This window comes from Bradyrhizobium sp. AZCC 1578 (assembly GCF_036924675.1).
GTDB lineage: Bacteria > Pseudomonadota > Alphaproteobacteria > Rhizobiales > Xanthobacteraceae > Bradyrhizobium.
In genome coordinates this window covers 503,601-523,977 of record NZ_JAZHRZ010000001.1, presented here as the reverse complement: position 1 = coordinate 523,977, position 20,377 = coordinate 503,601, and the positions used below count along the sequence as shown (strand labels likewise).

Genomic DNA, 20,377 nt, shown 5'->3' with positions numbered 1-20,377 from the left:
CTGCGAGGTCAGATCAGAGGCCGAGCGCGATCTCGGCCCAGCGCATCACAGTGCTACCATTGAGAAATTCGATCACGCTCGGCTCGATAGCTGCTGGCCGGTCGTGGCCGAGCACGGCAGTCGCGGCGATCATGTCGCAGCGTTCCCTGAAAACGACCGAGATCGCCGTCTTGCCAAGCGGATTGCGAGCGTTGAGCGTGTAAGCGCGGCTGCGGCCGTCCATCCACGCAATTCTGATCGGACGGCTGGTGCCGAGCGGCGAGGCTTCGCCGACGAGCGTAAGATCTCCCATGCGATCAACGTCGTCGTCATCGGCTATCCCGGTCGTGCAATTGCAAAAGCCGATCTTGGCACGCAGATAGATGTTCACCTCGGCGCCGCAATCCGCCGCCTTACAGCGGAACGCCTTTCCCTTCCCGAAGGGATCACTTGGGAAGGGCCAGGCCATCTCGGTCCATACCGGCGCGGTCGCAGTTGCGGCCGCGTTCTGTGGCAGACCAGACCATGCCAGCAGCGCCGCCAGCACAACTCCCAGCGACGCTGCTATAATGGCGACACGACCTACCCGCCTCATCGCACCACCGTTGGTTGGACTAGTTGCTGGCGAGATGTTTCTTCGCCGCCGCGACTTCCGGCCGTTCCGTGTCGGCATTCGCCGTCAGCGTCACGAGTTGCTGATAGTTGTCTCGTGCCGCGGCCTTGTCACCGAGCGTGTCGGCGGCCTTGGCGGCGCCTGCATAGCCTTGGAGACGGTTCGGCTCCTTGGCCTTGGTGGCCTCGAACGCCGCAAGCGCCTCCTTGGCCATGCCGCGATCGAGCAGCATGAAGCCGTAGAGCTCGCGCGCCGGTGCCAGCGGGCCCGGCGTGATCGCGTGCTTCTCGGTCTTGTCCTCGGCGTCCGCTGCAGCGCTCATGGCCTTAAGCGCCTCATCGTATTTGCCCTCCGCGTGAAGCACCCAGGCAACCGCGACCTGACGCTGAATGTCGACGATTTCCGGCCAATAGATATCCTTGGCGTCGCGCAACTTGTCGCGCAATTCAGCAAGTTTTTCGACGTCGGCCTTGGCAGCCTCAGGCTTGCCAGAGCGGGCGGCGCCGAGAGCGCGGGCGAAGTGCGAGGTCGCCGTCGCGAAGTGTGAGCCGCTCGGCCTGACAGTTAGTTGTGAGGCGGCTTCCCAGTCACCGCGCTCGATCGCATAACGGGCCGGTGAAGCCGCCAGCGCGTAGTCGGCTGCCGCGACCGTGGCCTTGAAGTTGGTCTCTCTTGCCATGTCGTCCATGACGACGCGCGCCTGCTGGTCTTGGGCAAGTTGAAGGTGTGCGTAAACCATGTAATCCTGGGCGTGCAGATAGTTGCCGACCGACTTCTCGGCCTTGGCTGCCTGTACGGACGCGATGTTGGAAGCAATCGATTCCTTCCAGTAGCCGACGCGGGTGTAAATGTGCGACGGCATGTGCTGGGCGTGCGGCGCGGCCGGCGCGATCTTGGCGTAGCGGTTGGCGGCATCGAGACCTTTGTGCGCGGTCGCCGGATAATCGTAGAGATGGATCAGGTAGTGCGTCACTCCCGGATGCTGCGGCAGCCGAACGGAGATCGGCTCGAGAATTGAGGCGCCCTTGCTCTGCTGTGTGTAAGTCTTGTCGTTCATGTCCGCCGACGTGTTGAGCGTGATCGCATAGGCGATCTGAGCCTCGTCGTCGTCTGGGTATTTCGCTGCGAGTTTCGCCTGGGCATCCCGGAAGGCGCGCATGCGCTGGGCATGAGGCACTTTGTCGTAATCCGCGTACATCACCATAAGCGCATCGATGTAGTCGCGTTCGCGCTCGGTGTTGGCCCCGATTTCCTTGGCCTTGGTGATGGCGGCAAGGCCGGGCGCGAGATTCGGCCGCGGGATTGCGTTGTGCGGGTTATCCATCAGCGTGAGCGCGATGCCCCAATATGCCATGGCACATTTGGGGTCGGCCTCGATCACTTCGTCAAAGATCTCTTTGGCGTTGACGTACCAAAAGGAGTGCTGATAGCGCATCGCGCGATCGAAGCGTCGCTGCGCCACTTCATTGCAAGAGATTTTAAAGTGCACTTGGCCGAGCTGCTGATCGACATCTTGTTGCGCGAAAGATGGCTGGGATGTCGATAGGGTGAGAGCTGCGACCGTAAACCCGAGGAGAGACTTCCGCATGGCCTTCCTCCCTTTGAAAAAGAATAGAGAATAGATGCACTATACGACTTTTGCGCCTGCGCTTGAATGGATATGTGGATCGTGGCAGCGCAACTGACCTTTCGGCCCCTTGAGCTCAAACGTTCTCGGAGGTCAGCTGCGCATCCACCTTCTGGTTGGCGCTTAGCCGCGCCCGCGATAGGGCGCGACGCCCTGGTCGGGCACCCACACGTCCTTCGGCAGTTTGCCCGTCTGCCAGAACACGTCGATCGGGATGCCGCCGCGCGGATACCAGTAGCCGCCGATGCGAAGCCATTTCGGCTTGATCTCGGCCGTGATCCGCTTGCCGATCATAACCGTGCAATCCTCGTGGAAGGCGCCGTGATTGCGAAAGCTCGCGACGCAGCCAAATTCGGATTGATGCAAGTTTGATGAAAGATAGTTGAGTGTCAGAGGCAGAGAATGTTCTCTTCAAAACCAAGCGCATTACGATCGATCGGTCGCAAATTCGTGGCATCGAGGCAGCGGTAGCCACAATCCTCAAGGCGTTCAATGATCCGTCTGCCGTCCAGCGGCTCGGGGCGATTCAGATCGGTGAGGACTTCGCACAGGATCGGCACTTTGCGACCGCTCTTTGCCAGCACGCCTTGCATGCCGTCGAAGACCTCAGCCTCGAAACCTTCGACGTCGATCTTGATAAGGCTGACGCGATCGAGATCGATTTTCCACTCGCGTACATAACTATCGAGGGCGATAACCTCAACGGTCATATTTTCCGTGAGCTCGCTGGCGTGTTCGAGGAAGCCGGTAGCAAGTGAACTCGACCCGATGTTGATATCGTAATTGTCGAAATTCTCCACGCGTGGCGCGACGACGGCCATCGTGAGGGCGCCAAGCCGCGCGCCGCAGGCAACCTGATTGGCGACGATCCGATAACCGGGATTGAGCTCCGCGAGCCGTCGGACAAAGGTGAAATATTGCGGCACCGGCTCGAAGGCGTGCACCTCGCCGCTCTGGCCCACGAGCGACAAGCTATAGGCCGACCAGTAGCCGCAATTGGCGCCGATATCGACGAAGATATTGCCAGGAGCCAGGTAGCGCTTGAAGATGCGTTCGAGAAACATTTCGTGGGTATGGAAAAAGTACTTCTTCATCAGCCGATGCAATGACATGTCGATCTCGTAATGCACGCCATTGAAGCGCGTGGTCACGAGGCCCGTCGGCGGCGTTCTGAACTGCTCGATCGCGCGGCGCTGTACGATATCGGCAAGCCTGAGCGGATCGCTCGATGCATATTTCAGGAGGAAGCGGGCGGTCTTCCGAGCAATCATGGCGGCCTCGCGAACGTGATGTCGCGAACATGCGGACGATCTGTGGCTGGCAGTTGACTAATCTGTGGCGTCAATCGTTCGAGAGTTTTTTTCTCAGCCGTGAATTTTCTGCGCCTGCGATGTATGCAATCATCATTGTCGCGGTCGTTTATTTCTCAATTGAGCCTCACTAGAAGCGTCTTCTGAAAATTCCGCGCGCGCAGCGGAAGGCGTTCAAGCAATGCCCGGACGCTTGGCGTGCCTACCCCCGCCCGCGATAGGGCGCGACGCCCTGATCGGGCACCCACACGTCCTTCGGCAGTTTGCCCGTCTGCCAGAACACGTCGATTGGGATGCCGCCGCGCGGATACCAGTAGCCGCCAATGCGCAGCCATCTCGGCTTGATCTCGGCCGTGATCCGCTTGCCGATCATGACCGTGCAATCCTCGTGGAAGGCGCCGTGATTGCGAAAGCTCGCGACATAGAGCTTTAGCGATTTGGATTCCAGCAGCCATTGTCCCGGCACATAGTCGATCACAAGATGCGCGAAATCCGGCTGACCCGTCACCGGGCAGATCGAAGTGAACTCCGGTGCGGTGAAGCGAACCAGATAATTGGTGCCGGCTTGCGGATTGGGCACGCGGTCGAGCTGCGCCTTTTCCGGGCTATCAGGCCATTCCACGGCGCGGCCGAGCTGCAATGATGTGGGCAATGATTTCTTGGCCATCATGATCGTCCTGTTGCGAGCGCTGACATGAACGCTGCAGGGGTGATCGTCAACCGTCAGCGCGAGGCTGGGTCGCCAAGAAACCGCACCAGCGCCTGCCGTTCGGCGGCGTCCTCGATCCCGCGCATCGACATCCACAATCCCGGAAACATTGCGGCGGGATCGGCGAGGAAGGCTTCCAGCCGCTTCACGTCCCAGCGCAATCCATCGTCGCGCGCCTTGCGCAGCACCGGCGAATAGTCGAATCCGGCGTCGCTGCCGACAGGGCGTCTGATCACACCCGACAGGTTGGGACCGGGCAGGCCGCGCTCCGCGGGATCGAGGCTATGGCAGGCGCGGCAGGGCGCGAACGCCCGCGCGCCGTCTTCCGCGGTGGCGGGAGCGGGCAGGAGAAGGGGCAACAGCGACAGGACGACGAAGCGCCTCACGGGGCCGTCTGTATCACGACCACCCGGCCATTGCCGGATTCAGCGCCCCAGGTCTCGCCGGGCCGGCCGTCGAGCTGGCGCACATTCGCACCCGATTTGTCGCTCGGGAAGGCGTTGAATTTTTCCGTTACGGGATCGAAGCGCACGATGGCATTGGCGCCGAAATCGGTGAGCCAGACCTTGTCCTTGTCGTCGACATAGACGGCATACGCCCGCGGATTGCTCCCGGGCAGCTTCCAGGCCTTCCAGGAGCCGTCGGCGGGATCGTGCACCGACACTTGGCCGCTGTTCCATTCGCTGACCCAGATCCGGCTCTTGGAGTCCGACCACACCCGCCGCGCGCCCTGCTTTGGCGTTGACGGTTCGACGATGGTCGCCTGGCCGCTCGCCAGATCGATCTTTGCAATGTGATTGCCGGCGAGTGAGGCGTACCAGATCTCGCCCTTCGGGGTGACCGTGATCCCGTAAGGACCGACGCCGCGCGGCGCCTTGAACACGGTCATTTCGCCCGATTTCGGATCGAGCCGGCCATAGATGCCGGACTGGCCGGTGAACCAGTAGATGCCGCTCTTGTCGAACACACCGGTGTTGAGGTTGGCGTAGGCCTCCTTTTCGGGCAGACGGAACAGCGTCACCTTGTGGTCGTCCGGGTCGACGCGCGCAATCGCGTTCTGTCCGCCCTCGGTCACCCACGGCGCGCCGTCGGGGCCGATCACGACGCCATGCGGCGATGCGCCCTTGCCGAGATTGATTAATTTGAAGGCGCCGTCCCGTGGGTCTAATCGCCCCAACGTTCCATTGCGCTGACCGGTGAACCAGATCGCGCCATCGCGCGCGGGCGTGACGTCGTGCAGGCCGACGCCGGCGTCGATCGGATAATATTTGACCCGGAACGGGCCTTCCTGCGCGGCAGCCGCGCGCAGAAGGGCGGGGGCAGCGAAAATTCCAGCAGTGGTGCTTTTAAGAAACTGACGGCGGTTCATTGCGTTACCCCTGCTTGTGAACGTGAAGGTTTGGACGCCGATATCAACTCTGGAGCAGTTTATCCTGACCAGGCGGTGCCGTCCGGAAAAGGCCATTCCTCAAGCGTTCACATTTGCTTGCTCCCCGTGTAAGACCGCCCCCGAAACCGGACCACCCATTCCCAGGAAAGTTTAAGACATGACCGCCATCGTCGACATCATTGGCCGTGAAATTCTCGATAGCCGTGGCAATCCCACCGTTGAAGTCGATGTGGTGCTGGAAGACGGCTCGATCGGCCGCGCGGCTGTTCCCTCCGGTGCGTCCACCGGAGCCCATGAGGCGGTCGAACTGCGAGACGGCGACAAGCAGCGCTATCTCGGCAAGGGCGTGCAAAAGGCGGTGGAAGCCGTTAACGGCGAAATCTTCGAGGCGCTGAGCGATCAGGCCGTCGAGGACCAGGTCCACATCGATCAGATCATGATCGATCTCGACGGCACGCCGAACAAGAGCCGGCTCGGCGCCAATGCCATCCTCGGCGTCTCGCTGGCCTGCGCCAAGGCAGCGGCCGAATCCTTCGACATGCCGCTCTATCGTTACGTCGGCGGCACCTCGGCGCGGACGCTGCCGGTGCCGATGATGAACATCATCAATGGCGGCGCGCACGCCGACAACCCAATCGATTTCCAGGAATTCATGATCCTTCCCGTGGGCGCCGCGAGCTTCGCCGAGGCACTGCGCTGCGGCTCGGAAATCTTCCATACGCTGCGCAGCGAACTGAAGAAGGCCGGCCATAACACCAATGTCGGTGACGAGGGCGGCTTTGCGCCGAACCTGCCGTCGGCGGACGCAGCCCTCGAGTTCGTGGTGAGCGCGATCGGCAAGGCCGGCTACAAGGCGGGCAGCGATGTGATGCTCGGCCTCGACTGCGCGGCCACCGAGTTCTTCAAGGACGGCAGTTACGTCTACGGCGGCGAGAACAAGACCCGCTCGCGTTCCGAGCAGGCAAAATATCTCGCCGATCTCGTCTCGCGTTATCCGATCGTCACGATCGAGGACGGCATGTCAGAGGATGACATGGACGGCTGGAAGGAATTGACCGACCTGATCGGCAAGAAGTGCCAGCTCGTCGGCGACGACCTGTTCGTCACCAACGTCACCCGCCTTGCCGACGGCATCAAGAACGGCCGCGCCAATTCGATCCTGATCAAGGTCAACCAGATCGGCACACTGACGGAGACGCTCGCCGCCGTCGAGCTGGCGCACAAATACGGCTACACTTCCGTGATGTCGCACCGTTCCGGCGAGACGGAAGATTCCACCATCGCCGATCTCGCGGTCGCCACCAATTGCGGCCAGATCAAAACCGGATCATTGGCGCGCTCCGATCGCACCGCCAAGTACAACCAGCTCCTGCGCATCGAGCAGCAACTCGGCAATCAGGCAAAATATGCCGGCAAATCGGCGCTGAAGGCCTTGGCATAACGCATCGGCGCAACCAGATAGGACGGAACACCAGGGGGAGGGATGGCGATGAGCGACGGCAAGAGCGGGCTTCAACTGCGTTCGCTGCTCAAGAAGAGTGGCGAACTCGAACTGTCGCTGGTCGATGTCCCGACGCCCGAGCCGGCCGACGACGAAGTCGTGGTCCGTGTCGAGGCGACCCCGATCAATCCCTCCGATCTCGGGCTCTTGATCGGTCCGGCCGACATGTCGACCGCCGAGGAATCCGGCAGCGCGGACGCGCCTGTCATCACCGCGAAGATGCCGGAAGCCGCGATGCGGATGATGGCGGCGCGGCTCGACCAGTCGCTCCCCGTCGGCAATGAAGGTGCCGGCGTGGTGATCAGGACCGGATCTTCGGACGCCGCGAAAGCGCTGATGGGCAAGGCGGTTTCGATGATCGGCGGCGCGATGTACACGCAGTATCGCACCATCAAGGTCAGGGACGTCATGGAGCTGCCGTCAGGCACAACGCCGGCCGACGGCGCATCATGGTTCGTCAATCCCTTGACCGCGCTCGGGATGACCGAGACGATGCGGCGCGAGAACCACAAGGCGCTGGTGCACACCGCGGCTGCCTCCAATCTCGGGCAGATGCTCAACAAGATCTGCATCAAGGACGGCATCGGCCTCGTCAATATCGTCCGCAGCAAGGAGCAGGCCGACATCCTGCACACGATCGGCGCCAAATATGTCGTCGATTCCACCGCAGACACGTTCATGGACGACCTGACCAACGCCTTGGTGGAAACCGGCGCCACCATTGCGTTCGATGCGATCGGCGGCGGCAAGCTGGCGAGCCAGATTCTTACCTGTATGGAAATCGCGGCCAACAAGACCGCCAAGGAATACAGCCGCTACGGCTCGAACGTGTACAAGCAGGTCTATATCTACGGCAGCCTCGATAACCGTCCGACCGAGCTCAGCCGTACATTCGGCCTGACCTGGGGCGTCGGCGGCTGGCTCTTGACGCCGTTCCTGCAAAAGATCGGCCCCGCCGGAATCGGCCGGCTGCGCCAGCGTGTCGCGTCCGAGCTCAAGACCACCTTTGCCAGCCACTACACGCAGGTAGTGTCGCTGCAGGAGACGCTGCAGCTTTCCAACATCGCCGTCTACAACAAGCGCTCCACCGGCGAGAAATTCCTGATCAATCCGAACAAGGGGTGAGCGCGCGCTTCTATCGCCGCGAACAGGCTGCCTTTCAGGCGGCCTGTTTTTGCATGCCGAGGAGCCGTAAAGATAAGTTGATGCACTTGCATCTTTCCGCTGATCTGGCGTAAGGGAGCGCTGGCGCTTTCGCTTCAAAAGGGGAATTCAATGGCCACCTATTACACCATCGTCACGATCGTCGGTTCTCTCCGCAAGGAGAGCTTTTCGCTCAAGGTCGCCAATGCGCTCGCCAAGCTGGCGCCGGCTTCGCTCAAGCTGGACGTCACCACGCTGCATGAAATTTCCTTCTTCAACCAGGATCTGGAAGCAGCACCGCCGGCTGACTGGCTGGCGTTTCGCGAAAAGCTGCAGAAGTCGAACGGCGTGCTGTTCGTGACGCCCGAATATAACCGCTCGATCCCAGGCGTTCTGAAGAACGCGATCGACGTCGGGTCGCGCCCCTATGGCAAGAGCTCGTTTCTCGGCAAGCCGACCGGCATCGTCAGCAACTCGCCCGGCGCGCTCGGTGGCGTCAGCGCCGCCAAGCATTTGCAGAACATCCTGCCGGGTATTTCCGGTCCGATCCTCGGCCAGCCCGAAATCTACCTCAACGGCATCGGCGACGCTTTTAACGAGAAGGGCGAGCTCGTGAAGGAAGCGGTGCAGAAGGTGTTGCAGCAATACATCAACGCGTTTGCGGCATTCGTCGAGAAGCAGAACGGGTAACAGCTCCTTCCCCGTCATTGCGAGCGCAGCGAAGCAATCCATAGTGCAGCATAGCGGATAGGTGGATTGCTTCGTCGCTTTCGCTCCTCGCAATGACGGCGGTGACATTCGTGCTCGCCGCCTTAGCATTCCATTAACCCAGCCGTCGCATCTTCACGGCATGGTCTCCCGCACCCGATTGAAATCCATCCTGACCGGGCTCGCCCTCTATACGGTGGCGGCGATGATGGTCGGCTATTTCGGCGTCAACGCTTACACCGGCAAATACGGCTTGAACGCGCGCCAGGAGCTCGATCAGGAAATCATTGCCCTGACTTCGGAATTGGCGCGGCTGAAGCGGGAGCGGGCAGAGGGCGAGCAGCGAGTATCGCTGCTGCGGTCCGACCGGGTCGATCCCGACATGCTGGATGAGCGCGCGCGCTTCCAGCTCGACTACGCCAATCCGCGCGATCTGATCCGGATCGTCAAGCCGAACTGATTTTCAAACCGATGTGACGAACACGGCCGTCATGGGGACGATGCCGGCGTGTCAGTCCGCAAATTTCAAAAAATCGCGAAATCAATTTCGAAAATGTCGCAGGCCACATTGCACTGCGGTATAGCAATATTTTCTCCAGCGCACGCAATCCTTTCACGGCGGTTTGAGTTGGGATAGAGAGGGCTGATCCGTCTCTCTTTCACCCGGAATTGCCATGGCTGCACCCAAGAAAAGCGTCGCGAAAGAATCAGGGCAGGAGAAGGCAAACGGGTCCCCACCGGAATTCACCAAGGCGCAGGAACTGGCCGCGCTGCGGGACATGCTCTTGATCCGCCGCTTCGAGGAAAAGGCCGGCCAGCTCTACGGCATGGGGGCGATCGGCGGCTTCTGCCATCTCTATATCGGCCAGGAAGCTGTGGTAGTCGGAATGCAGATGGCCCTGAAGAAGGGCGATCAGGTCATAACAGGATACCGTGACCACGGCCACATGCTGGCCTGCGGGATGGACGCCAACGGCGTCATGGCCGAACTCACCGGCCGCCGCGGCGGCTACTCCAAGGGCAAAGGCGGCTCCATGCACATGTTCAGCATGGAGAAGAATTTCTACGGCGGCCACGGCATCGTCGGCGCCCAGGTTTCGCTCGGGACCGGCCTTGCTTTCGCCAATCGTTATCGCGGCAATGATTTCGTCAGCGTCGCCTATTTCGGCGACGGCGCGTCCAACCAGGGCCAGGTCTACGAGAGTTTTAATATGGCGGAGCTGTGGAAGCTCCCGGTGATCTATGTGATCGAGAACAACCGCTACGCCATGGGCACGTCGGTGACGCGCTCCTCCGCCCTGACCGATTTTTCCAAGCGCGGCGCCTCCTTCAACATTCCGGGCCAGCAGGTCGACGGCATGGACGTCCGCGCCGTGAAGGCCGCTGGCGACGAGGCGGTGGCCTGGTGCCGCGCCGGCAAGGGGCCGTTCATCCTGGAAATGCAGACCTACCGCTACCGCGGCCACTCGATGTCCGACCCTGCGAAATACCGGACCCGCGAAGAGGTCGAAAAAATCCGCACCGACCAGGACCCGATCGAGCAGGTGCGCAACCGCCTGCTGGCCGCCAAGGTCAGCGAGCAGGAGTTGAAGGCGATCGACGCCGAGGTTCGCGAGATCGTCAACGCATCCGCCGATTTCGCCCAGCGCGATCCCGAGCCCGATCCGTCCGAGCTCTGGACCGACGTCTACCGCTGAATTCAAACCACGCGCAGAACTAGAGCATGATCCGGAAAAGTGGAAACCGGTTTTCCGAAACGATTATGCTCAAACGATCTAAAGAGTGATTTTTCGGGAGCCGCTATGCCCATTCAAGTGCTGATGCCTGCGCTGTCGCCCACCATGGAGAAGGGCAACTTGGCGAAGTGGCTGAAGAAGGAAGGCGAGACGATCAAGTCGGGCGATGTCATCGCCGAGATCGAGACCGACAAGGCGACGATGGAAGTCGAGGCGACCGATGAGGGCACGCTCGGCAAGATATTGATCCCGGAAGGCACCGCCGACGTCGCCGTCAACACGCCGATCGCGACCATTCTGGCCGACGGCGAGAGCGCCGCCGATCTCGGCAAGGCCAGCGCGCCGGCGCCGGCGAAGGCCGCGGAATCCGCGCCCCCCGCTGAAGCCAAAGCGGAAGCGCCGCAGCCCAAGGCCGAGAAGGCACCTGCCGCGCCGCCAGCCGCGGTCGCCGAGCCCGATCCGGAAGTCCCCGCCGGCACCGAGATGATCACGCAGACCATTCGCGAGGCGCTGCGAGATGCGATGGCGGAAGAGATGCGGCGCGACCCCGACGTGTTCATCATGGGCGAAGAGGTCGCGGAGTATCAGGGCGCCTACAAGGTGACCCAGGGGCTCTTGCAGGAATTCGGCGCGCGGCGCGTGATCGATACCCCGATCACCGAGCATGGCTTTGCCGGCGTCGGCGTTGGTGCTGCGATGTCGGGGCTGAAGCCGGTCGTCGAATTCATGACGTTCAATTTCGCCATGCAGGCGATCGACCAGATCATCAACTCCGCGGCCAAGACGCTGTACATGTCGGGGGGCCAGATGGGCTGCTCGATCGTCTTCCGCGGCCCGAACGGCGCCGCCGCCCGCGTCGCCGCCCAGCATAGCCAGGACTACTCGGCCTGGTACTCGCAAATTCCCGGGCTGAAGGTGATCGCGCCGTTCTCGGCGGCCGACTACAAGGGGCTGCTCAAGGCCGCGATCCGCGATCCCAACCCCGTCATCTTCCTCGAAAACGAAGTCTTGTACGGCCACACCGGCGAAGTGCCAAAACTCGACGACTACGTCATCCCGATCGGCAAGGCGCGTATTGTTCGCTCGGGCAAGGACGTAACGCTGATCTCGTGGTCGAATGGCATGACCTACGCGCTGAAAGCCGCCGACGAGCTCGCGAAGGAAGGCATCGAGGCCGAGGTGATCGACCTGCGCACGCTGCGCCCGATGGACACCGAGACGATCGTCAACTCGGTAAAGAAGACCGGCCGTGCGGTGACGGTGGAAGAGGGCTGGCAGCAGTCCGGCGTCGGCGCCGAGGTTGCCGCCCGCATCATGGAACAAGCCTTCGACTATCTCGATGCGCCGGTCGCGCGCGTATCCGGCAAGGACGTACCGATGCCTTATGCCGCGAACCTCGAAAAGCTCGCATTGCCTTCGGTAGCCGAGGTGGTCGCAGCCGCCAAAGCCGTTTCTTATCGGTAAGCCCATGGCCGGTCCTAACGAACAACCGCTGCCGCCGGACGTGATCGGCCGCGAGGACGCCGTTGAAGTCCTGCGCGCCTTCGTCGTCGATGGTGGGCTCTCGATCGCGTTCCAGCGCGCTTTCGAGGAACCTGACATGTGGGGCCTCTTGCTGGTCGATATCGCCCGCCACGCCGCCCGCGCCTATGCGCGCGAGAGCGGCTACACCGAGGACGAGGCGCTCGCGCGCATCGTCGAGATGTTCGAAGCCGAGATCAACCGGCCGACCGACATGGGCTCCACCACGCCCCGGTCGCAACAGGGTCACTGACGATGCCGATCAACATTTTGATGCCCGCGCTGTCGCCCACGATGGAAAAGGGCAACCTTGCCAAGTGGCTCAAGAAAGAGGGCGACAAGGTCAAGTCCGGCGACGTGATCGCCGAGATCGAGACCGACAAGGCGACGATGGAAGTCGAGGCGGTCGACGAGGGCACGATTGCCAGGATTCTGGTGCCGGAGGGTACGCAGGACGTCCCCGTCAACGACGTGATCGCGGTGTTGGCCGGCGACGACGAGGATGTGAAGGCGGCAGGCGCCGCGCCCGCGCCGAAGGCTGCTGAAGCGCCCAAGGAGGCACCCAAAGAAGCGCCCAAGGAAGCTCCGAAGCCTGCTGCCGCGGCACCGGCGCCAACACCTGCTCCCGCAGCCGCTCCCGCGCCTGCCCCTCAGGCGGCGGCGCCTGCCAAGGGTAACGGCCAAGGCCGCATCTTCTCGTCGCCGCTCGCGCGCCGTCTCGCCAAGGATGCGCGCATTGATCTTTCGCGCATCAACGGCTCGGGGCCGCATGGCCGCGTCGTTGCCCGCGACGTCGAGGACGCCAAGTCGGGTAAGGGCCTGAAAGCCCCGGCCGCCGCGCCTGCGGCGGGTCCGAGCATCGCGCCTATGGGCGCGTTTGCGCCCGGGATGTCCGACAAGCAGATTTTGGCGCTGTTCGAGGAAGGCTCCTACGAGATCGTGCCGCATGACGGCATGCGCCGCACCATCGCGCAACGGCTCACCGCTTCGGTGCAGACCGTGCCGCATTTCTATCTGACGATGGACTGCGACATCGGCAAGCTTCTGGTCGCGCGCGAGGAGATCAACGCCGCAGCCCCCAAGGACAAGGAAAAGAAGCCGCTCTACAAGCTCTCGGTCAACGACTTCGTCATCAAGGCGATGGCGATTGCGCTGCAGCGGATCCCGAATTGCAACGTGAGCTGGACCGAAAGCGGCATGCTCAAGCACAAGCACTCCGACATCGGCGTGGCCGTGGCCATGCCCGGCGGCCTGATCACGCCGATCATCCGGAAAGCCGAGACCAAGACACTCTCCACGATTTCGTCCGAAATGAAAGACTTTGCCGCGCGTGCGCGGGCGCGCAAGCTGAAGCCGGAAGAATACCAGGGCGGCACCACGGCGGTATCCAACCTTGGCATGTACGGCATCAACCACTTCACCGCCGTGATCAATCCGCCGCATGCGACGATCCTCGCGGTCGGCACCAGCGAGGAGCGTCCCGTGGTGCGCGCCGGCAAGATCGAGATCGCGCAGATGATGAGCGTGACGCTCTCCTGCGATCACCGCGCGATCGACGGCGCGCTCGGCGCCGAGCTGATCGGCGCCTTCAAGCAGTTGATCGAAAACCCCGTCATGATGATGGTGTAAGGGAGCTGCAGACACCAATCTTTTTGCATCGAGCGAAATCCGCCGACTTCAGGACCAAGGGAAAGCCGATGTCGCCAGGCGAAGTCAAACTGTCGGCCAAGCCGGTGTTCATCGGCTGGATTACGCTGTTGACCCAGCTTCCGTTGCAGCTATTTTTCACGGTGTGGTGCGGCGTCTTCTTCGGTGGCATGGGCGCGGCGATCGGCATTTTTCCGAATACGAGGGATGCGTCCTACGCCATAGGCGCGATTGCATTCTTTGTTATTCCGATCGTTGCCTATTTCGGCAAGAAGCTGAATTACAGTCGGACTGAATACCGCTTCTATTCCGACCGGCTCGAATTCGATGAAGGTTTTCTCACCATCAACAAGAAGGTGATCAAGTTTCGCGACGTAAAGGAGACCACCTTGCGCAAGGGCATCCTTCAGCGCAGCTACGATCTCGGGTCAATTTACCTCGCAACCCTTGCGACCGGGTCGACACGAAATTCGAATCCGTTCGTGTCGCTGGGTTTCGGTAATGTTTCGGCGAGCGGCGTCATTGTGCGCGATATCTCCGATCCCGACCAAGCCTTTGAGACAATCCGGAAGCTGGTTGACGCGAAGAGCAATTAGAACAAAGCCGAGACCCCCTGCGCCAGACCTCCCACCAAACGATGTTTTCTAACGATCCAGGCAGAGACCGACCAACATGGCCGACACATCCTTCGACGTCATCATCATCGGCTCCGGTCCCGGCGGCTACGTCACCGCGATCCGCGCAGCCCAGCTCGGCTTTAAGACCGCGATCATCGAAAAGTCCTATCTCGGGGGCATCTGCCTGAACTGGGGCTGCATCCCGACCAAGGCGCTTCTGCGATCAGCCGAAATCTTTCATTACATGCAGCACGCCAAGGATTACGGACTCTCCGCGGAGAAAATATCGTTCGATCCAAAGGCCGTGGTGCAGCGCTCGCGCGGCGTCTCGAAGCGGCTGAATGACGGCGTCGGCTTCCTGATGAAGAAGAACAAGGTGACGGTGATCTGGGGCGATGCGTCGATCGACGCGCCCGGCAAGGTCACGGTGAAGAAGTCGCAGGTCGAGGCGCCAAAGGGCGCGTTGGGCGAGGGGGCTTATCAGGCCAAGCACATCATCATCGCCACTGGCGCGCGGCCGCGCGTGCTGCCGGGGCTCGAGCCCGACAAGAAACTGGTCTGGACCTATTTCGAGGCGATGGTCCCGGATCGGATGCCGAAATCGCTGCTGGTGGTCGGCTCCGGCGCGATCGGCATCGAGTTCGCCTCGTTCTTCCACACCATGGGTGCTGACGTCACCGTGGTCGAGGTGTTGCCGCAGATCCTCCCGGTCGAGGACGCCGAGATCGCCGGTCTTGCGCGCAAGCGGTTCGAGAAGCAGGGCATCAAGATTCTCTCAAACACCAAAGTCACGAAGCTCGAGAAGAAGGCCGACAGCGTGGTCGCCACCATCGACGACGGCAAGAAGCCGCAGACGGTCGAGTTCGAGCGGGTGATCTCGGCGGTCGGCGTGGTCGGCAATGTCGAAGGGCTCGGCCTCGAAAAACTCGGCGTCAAGACCGACCGCGGCGTCGTCGTAATCGACGGCTACGGCAAGACCAATGTCCCCGGCATCTATGCCATTGGCGACGTCGCAGGTCCGCCGATGCTCGCCCACAAGGCCGAGCACGAAGGCGTCGTCTGCATCGAGGCCATCAAGGGCCTGCACCCGCACGCCATGGACAAGAACCTCATTCCCGGCTGCACCTATTGTCACCCGCAGATTGCTTCCGTGGGGCTGACCGAGGCGAAGGCGAAAGAGGGCGGCCGCGAAATCCGCGTAGGCCGTTTCCCGTTCGTCGGCAACGGCAAGGCGATTGCGCTCGGTGAGGATCAGGGTCTGGTCAAGGTGATCTTCGACAAGAGAACAGGGCAATTGCTCGGCGCCCACATGATCGGCGCGGAGGTGACCGAGTTGATCCAGGGTTACGTGGTCGCCATGAACCTGGAGACTACGGAGGAGGAGTTGATGCACACCATATTCCCGCATCCGACGCTGTCCGAGATGATGAAAGAGGCCGTGCTGGATGCCTACGGCCGCGTGCTGAACATCTGATGCCGCCGTCATTGCGAGCGAAGCGAAGCAATCCATCTATCCGCTTGCGGCGCTATGGATTGCTTCGTCGCAAGAGCTCCTCGCAATGACGGACAACGAGATCGCTCAATAAGAAAGAAACGAAGCGTGAAAGACAACGACAATCTGACCATTGAACGTCCGACGTTTGTGACCCATCTCGAATGCGCGATGGAAGGCGATCGGTACGAGGCCGACCAGATCCACAACCTCTCCAAGGCCGGCAAGCCGCTACTGGTGCGCTACGACCTCGCTGGCGTGAAGAAGGCGCTGACCAAGGAAGCCCTCGCGCAGCGCCCGGCCGACATGTGGCGCTATCGCGAGCTGCTGCCGGTGCGTAAGGTCACGGACATCGTCAGCCTCGGCGAAGTGACGACGCCGCTGATCCGGCTGTCGAAGCTTGGGAAAAAACTCGGCGGCGGCGAGATCATCGTCAAGGACGAAGGGCGTCTGCCGACCGGCTCGTTCAAGGCCCGCGGCCTTGTCATGGCGGTGTCGATGGGCAAGGCGCTCGGTATCAAGCACATGGCGATGCCGACCAACGGCAATGCGGGCGCGGCGCTCGCGGCCTACGCGACGTCCTGCGGCATCAAGACGACGATCTTCTGCCCCGCCGACACGCCGGAGGTGAACGTCAGCGAGATCGAGCTGCAGGGCGCCACCGTCTATCGCGTCAACGGTCTGATCGACGATTGCGGCAAGATCGTCGGTGAGGGGAAGGCAAAGGCCGGCTGGTTCGATACCTCGACGCTGAAGGAGCCTTACCGGATCGAAGGCAAGAAGACGATGGGCCTCGAGCTCGCCGAACAACTCGGCTGGGAGATGCCCGACGTAATCTTCTACCCGACCGGCGGCGGCACCGGCCTGATCGGCATGTGGAAGGCGTTTGCCGAACTGGAAGCCATCGGCTTCATCGGCGCCAAGCGGCCGCGGATGGTCGCGGTACAGGCGTCCGGCTGCGCGCCGATGGTGCGCGCCTTCGAGAACGGTACCGAGCACGCCCCGCGCTGGGAGGATGCCCACACCATTGCCTCGGGCATCCGTGTGCCGCAGGCGGTCGGAGATTTTCTGATCCTGCGCGCGGTCCGCGAGAGCAAGGGATTTGCGATCGCGGTCCCGGATGAGAAGATTTCTGCTGCGCTCAACGAAGTCGCGCGCGAGGAGGGCGTGCTGTTGTGTCCGGAAGGGGCGGCGACGTATGCTGCCTATCAGCAAAGCCTTGCCGACGGCCGCGTGACGAAGAACGACCGCGTCATGCTGTTCAATTGCGCGACAGGGCTTAAATATCCGCTGCCGCCGGTCACGCGAACGCTCGATCGCCACCAGCCGATCGACTACGCCAATCTCTGACCGTCATGCGGCGGAATGTGATGGGAGCATGAGATGCGAAAGATCATTCTGGCCGCGATTGCAGTGTTGGCGTTCGGTGGTGTTGCGGCAGCGCAAAACTTTCCCTCGCGTCCCCTCACCATCATCGTGCCGTTCTCCGCCGGCGGTCCGTCGGATGCGATGGCGCGGATTCTCGCCGAGCGCATGAAGGTCACGCTCGGCGAGCAGGTCCTGGTCGAGAACGTGACGGGAGCGGCCGGTTCGGTCGGCGTCGGCCGCGCGGTGCGTTCGCCGCCTGATGGCTACACGATCAGCTTCGGCCACCTCGGCACCCACGTCGCCAATGGCGCGATCTACAAGCTCGGCTACGACCTCGTCACCGACCTCGAACCGGTCGCGCTGCTGCCGAGCAATCCGATGATCATCGTCAGCAAGAAGGCGGTGCCCGCAACCTCACTGAAGGAATTTGTGGCGTGGCTGAAGGCGCAGCCGACGCCGGCGACCGCGGGCACGGCCGGCGCCGGCTCCGGCAGCCATATCGCCGGGGTCTATTTCGAGAACGTCACCGGCATCAAGCTGCAATATGTGCCGTATCGCGGCACCGGCCCCGCGATGAATGATCTCGTCGCCGGCCAGATCGACATGATCGTCGACCAGACCTCGAACTCGATCGGGCAGGTGCGGGCCGGCAACATCCGCGCCTATGCCATCACCGATAGCAAGCGCGTGGAATCCGCCTCCGACATCCCGACCGTGGACGAGGCGGGGCTGCCCGGCTTCCACATGACGCTATGGTCCGGCCTCTGGGTGCCCAAGGATACGCCGAAGGACGTCATTTCTAAGCTGAATGCGGCGACGGTGGAGGCGTTGAACGATCCGGCGGTGCGCAAGCAGCTTGAAAACCTCGGCCTGCAAATGCCGCCCAAAGACAAGCTCACGCCCGAAGCGCTCGGCGCCTGGCAAAAGGCCGAAATCGCAAAATGGTGGCCGATGATCAAGGCTGCCAACGTCAAGGTGGATTAGCTCCGGGCAGGGAACCTACGGGGAGTGCGGACGTTTAACGCTCTTATACGGAGCGCACGATGGCTGACAACGACAACCGAACCAAGGGCACAATCGGACTCATTCTCGGCGGAGTCATCGCTTTGGCTGCTGCGGCATTCATTCTCACCGCCGGTGAATTGGGCGGGACTAAAGAGGTGACCAGCGATGCTGACCTTCCGCCGGTCGCGCCGGGAAAGAAATAGTGCGAAAATGCGTTGGTAAGTGTGCTGATTTGTCCGATCTCTTCGGACTGCAGCGGCTAAGCCGTCCATGGATCGACGCAGTCCAGCGCCCGGCTCCGACTTAATCGGCGCCGGACGCTGCAGAACAAGGGTCTGGAGGCGACCCCTTGTTCCTTGATCGCTGCTTACGCGTAGGTGGCCATGTTGGCCATCGCCGTCATTTCGTTGTGGTGGCCGCCGTCGGTGCCGCCACCGGCCAGCACGCCATCGTCTTCGATATCGAAGTGCGCGCCGCCGAGTTCGCCGACCTTCTCGTAGGCGCCATACACGGTTTGGGTAACGTTGATGTCGCTCTGCTTCACCAGGTTGCCGTAGACGGTGATGGTGCCGAGCAGATCCTCGTCATGCGCGCCGGCATTACCTTGCTGGCTGATGACGGTGATCACACTATAGTCGTTCCTGCCGTCGCCGTTGCTGTCCTTGTGCTCGATTGACTTGACCTCGGCGGTGTGCGCCGAGATTTCGATCTTGTCGCCCTGGGCGCGGTTGAAGTCGCGGATCACGTCGTTGCCGAAGCCGTCGACCCAGTGATCATGCGTGGCGCCGTTCTCGCCGGTGACGCCAACCCAGTCGATGGTGCCGTCGTCGTTGACATGCTTGGCGACGATCTCGTCCTTGGCGTTCACCATGCCTTCGAAGCGGAAGGTGTCGCCGCCCCTGCCGCCGGTGAGGGTGTCGTTGACCGCCTTGAATGCCGCGGTTTCCTCAGCGAAGATCTGGGTCGTGCCGTCCTGGGCCGCGACCATCTCGCCGGCGTCCGACCGGCTGAGCAGCACGTCGTTGCCGGAGCCGCCATCCATGCGGTCAGCGCCGAAGCCGCCGACCAGGAGATCGGCGCCGGAGCCGCCCGAGAGATTGTCGTTGCCCGAGCCACCCCACACCTTGTCGTCGCCGGAGCCGGCGTTGAGCGTGTCGTTACCGGCCATGCCGGCGACCGAGTCCGCCTTGGCACCGGAGTACAAGACGTTGTTGCCCGTTGTGCCGTTCAGATGATCATGGTCGGCGCTGCCGCCCGTAAATCGGGCTAAAAAATCATCGAGACGGCCGTCGTCGAAGAACCTGTTCAGATTGAAGCGTGCCATTAGTCGAACCTCTTACTCAGAGGCCTCACGGACTAGAAACGACCACGGACTTTGGGAAAGCCTCGCGTGATGCGCGCGGGAAGGACGTGAGGCAGGATCCTTCACCCGCATCGAAGAAGAAACAGCAAAACGGGCCGGTGGCTGGACGTGTGCGCGGCGGATTTGCGCTGTGCAGGGGCAATATGGTGACGCGAAAGGCGTTCGTGCGCCGATCCTTGGGCCAGCGCCTCAATTCCAGCCGGCGATCAAAGCGTATGCGACAAATCGCGTACCGCATTGTTCTCTCTTGCATATGAACGACAAGCGCCGACGGTACGCATGTCGCGGGCCACATCATTGCGTGACGAAAACTGGCGCAAAGAGTGCCGGCCGCACAAAAATGACGCGATCCTTTCGAACGCCCGGCATGGCACGGGATGTAACTTTCGGTATGCGCAATGGCGGCAATCGAAGATTGGCGCCGTGCATGTCGTTCGGGTTGCACTGTCCGATTCGCGGCGAGGCTGGTCGCGCGGCATTTCGCCGTCGCCCTCAGGTTGTGATCGGTTGAAAGCGCGGTCTCCTGGAACGAGGTTCTTCGACGGGCACGCGATTTGATAAGCCCGAATAATGGTTGCCGGCGGGCCACGATTGTTGCGTAACTGCAACATCAGGGGAACATTTGGTTAACCGCCCCGCCTGCCTCTT

At 61.9% G+C, this 20,377-nt stretch carries 20 protein-coding genes and 1 pseudogene; 13 read left to right on the top strand and 8 right to left on the bottom strand.

All coding sequences use genetic code 11. The annotated features are described in order from the left end of the window. Positions 1 to 13: 13 nt before the first annotated feature. The 7 genes and pseudogenes from V1290_RS02735 to V1290_RS02705 all read right to left on the bottom strand — a co-directional run bounded on the left by V1290_RS02735 (position 14) and on the right by V1290_RS02705 (position 5,607). Complete coding sequence (locus tag V1290_RS02735; protein ID WP_334362884.1) at positions 14 to 574, bottom strand: hypothetical protein; 561 nt, start codon at positions 572 to 574, stop codon at positions 14 to 16. 19 nt (positions 575 to 593) lie between these two features. Further along, positions 594 to 2,180 (bottom strand): tetratricopeptide repeat protein, encoded by a 1,587-nt coding sequence (locus V1290_RS02730; protein WP_334362882.1) that lies wholly within the window; start codon positions 2,178 to 2,180, stop codon positions 594 to 596. A 162-nt stretch (positions 2,181 to 2,342) separates the two neighbouring features. After that, positions 2,343 to 2,561 (bottom strand): annotated as a pseudogene (locus tag V1290_RS02725) (preQ(1) synthase); the annotation flags it as partial. Between the two features lie 47 nt (positions 2,562 to 2,608). Further along, positions 2,609 to 3,490, bottom strand: a complete 882-nt coding sequence (locus V1290_RS02720; RefSeq protein WP_334362881.1) for an FkbM family methyltransferase — start codon at positions 3,488 to 3,490, stop codon at positions 2,609 to 2,611. A 241-nt stretch (positions 3,491 to 3,731) separates the two neighbouring features. Next, the gene (gene queF, locus V1290_RS02715) at positions 3,732 to 4,196 is read right to left on the bottom strand and encodes a preQ(1) synthase (RefSeq protein WP_334362880.1); all 465 of its coding nucleotides are present in this window, start codon (positions 4,194 to 4,196) and stop codon (positions 3,732 to 3,734) included. A 56-nt stretch (positions 4,197 to 4,252) separates the two neighbouring features. Beyond that, the gene (locus tag V1290_RS02710; RefSeq protein WP_334362879.1) at positions 4,253 to 4,624 is read right to left on the bottom strand and encodes a c-type cytochrome; all 372 of its coding nucleotides are present in this window, start codon (positions 4,622 to 4,624) and stop codon (positions 4,253 to 4,255) included. Beyond that, positions 4,621 to 5,607 carry a Vgb family protein gene (locus tag V1290_RS02705; protein ID WP_334362878.1) on the bottom strand — a complete coding sequence of 329 codons (987 nt, stop codon included), beginning with the start codon at positions 5,605 to 5,607 and terminating at the stop codon, positions 4,621 to 4,623. Before V1290_RS02705 ends, V1290_RS02710 begins: the two co-directional genes overlap by 4 nt. A gap of 178 nt (positions 5,608 to 5,785) precedes the next feature. Here V1290_RS02705 and eno point away from each other — a divergent pair, with 178 nt between their 5' ends. The 13 genes from eno (at position 5,786) to V1290_RS02640 (ending at position 18,569) form a co-directional block, all read left to right on the top strand. Then, positions 5,786 to 7,069 (top strand): phosphopyruvate hydratase, encoded by a 1,284-nt coding sequence (gene eno / locus V1290_RS02700; RefSeq protein WP_334362877.1) that lies wholly within the window; start codon positions 5,786 to 5,788, stop codon positions 7,067 to 7,069. A gap of 48 nt (positions 7,070 to 7,117) precedes the next feature. Continuing rightward, positions 7,118 to 8,254, top strand: coding sequence for a zinc-binding dehydrogenase (locus V1290_RS02695; RefSeq protein ID WP_334362876.1), 1,137 nt, complete (start codon positions 7,118 to 7,120; stop codon positions 8,252 to 8,254). Positions 8,255 to 8,404: 150 nt separating this feature from the next. After that, the gene (locus V1290_RS02690) at positions 8,405 to 8,962 is read left to right on the top strand and encodes an NADPH-dependent FMN reductase (RefSeq protein WP_334362875.1); all 558 of its coding nucleotides are present in this window, start codon (positions 8,405 to 8,407) and stop codon (positions 8,960 to 8,962) included. A 160-nt stretch (positions 8,963 to 9,122) separates the two neighbouring features. Then, positions 9,123 to 9,440 (top strand): FtsB family cell division protein, encoded by a 318-nt coding sequence (locus tag V1290_RS02685; RefSeq protein WP_057843085.1) that lies wholly within the window; start codon positions 9,123 to 9,125, stop codon positions 9,438 to 9,440. 214 nt (positions 9,441 to 9,654) lie between these two features. Next, the gene (gene pdhA, locus V1290_RS02680; protein ID WP_334362874.1) at positions 9,655 to 10,677 is read left to right on the top strand and encodes a pyruvate dehydrogenase (acetyl-transferring) E1 component subunit alpha; all 1,023 of its coding nucleotides are present in this window, start codon (positions 9,655 to 9,657) and stop codon (positions 10,675 to 10,677) included. A gap of 105 nt (positions 10,678 to 10,782) precedes the next feature. Beyond that, entirely contained in the window at positions 10,783 to 12,180 is a 1,398-nt protein-coding gene (locus V1290_RS02675) for a pyruvate dehydrogenase complex E1 component subunit beta (RefSeq protein ID WP_334362872.1), read from the top strand. Positions 12,181 to 12,184: 4 nt separating this feature from the next. Then, on the top strand, positions 12,185 to 12,490 hold the full coding sequence (locus tag V1290_RS02670; RefSeq protein ID WP_028345892.1) for a DUF5076 domain-containing protein: 306 nt from the start codon (positions 12,185 to 12,187) through the stop codon (positions 12,488 to 12,490). Between the two features lie 2 nt (positions 12,491 to 12,492). Beyond that, complete coding sequence (locus tag V1290_RS02665) at positions 12,493 to 13,866, top strand: pyruvate dehydrogenase complex dihydrolipoamide acetyltransferase (protein ID WP_334362871.1); 1,374 nt, start codon at positions 12,493 to 12,495, stop codon at positions 13,864 to 13,866. A gap of 68 nt (positions 13,867 to 13,934) precedes the next feature. After that, complete coding sequence (locus V1290_RS02660; RefSeq protein ID WP_334362870.1) at positions 13,935 to 14,480, top strand: PH domain-containing protein; 546 nt, start codon at positions 13,935 to 13,937, stop codon at positions 14,478 to 14,480. Between the two features lie 76 nt (positions 14,481 to 14,556). Further along, complete coding sequence (gene lpdA, locus V1290_RS02655; RefSeq protein WP_334362868.1) at positions 14,557 to 15,975, top strand: dihydrolipoyl dehydrogenase; 1,419 nt, start codon at positions 14,557 to 14,559, stop codon at positions 15,973 to 15,975. A 126-nt stretch (positions 15,976 to 16,101) separates the two neighbouring features. Next, positions 16,102 to 17,343, top strand: a complete 1,242-nt coding sequence (locus V1290_RS02650) for a threonine synthase (RefSeq protein WP_334362867.1) — start codon at positions 16,102 to 16,104, stop codon at positions 17,341 to 17,343. A gap of 33 nt (positions 17,344 to 17,376) precedes the next feature. Continuing rightward, positions 17,377 to 18,345: a tripartite tricarboxylate transporter substrate binding protein BugD gene (locus V1290_RS02645; RefSeq protein ID WP_334362866.1), complete on the top strand. Its 969-nt coding sequence runs from the start codon at positions 17,377 to 17,379 to the stop codon at positions 18,343 to 18,345. A gap of 59 nt (positions 18,346 to 18,404) precedes the next feature. Beyond that, a complete protein-coding gene (locus V1290_RS02640) occupies positions 18,405 to 18,569 on the top strand; it encodes a hypothetical protein (RefSeq protein WP_334362865.1) in 165 nt (54 codons plus the stop codon). Positions 18,570 to 18,733: 164 nt separating this feature from the next. On the opposite strand, the gene V1290_RS02635 is transcribed toward V1290_RS02640, so the two are convergent. Then, positions 18,734 to 19,690 (bottom strand): calcium-binding protein, encoded by a 957-nt coding sequence (locus tag V1290_RS02635; protein WP_334362864.1) that lies wholly within the window; start codon positions 19,688 to 19,690, stop codon positions 18,734 to 18,736. Between the last annotated feature and the right edge of the window lie 687 nt (positions 19,691 to 20,377).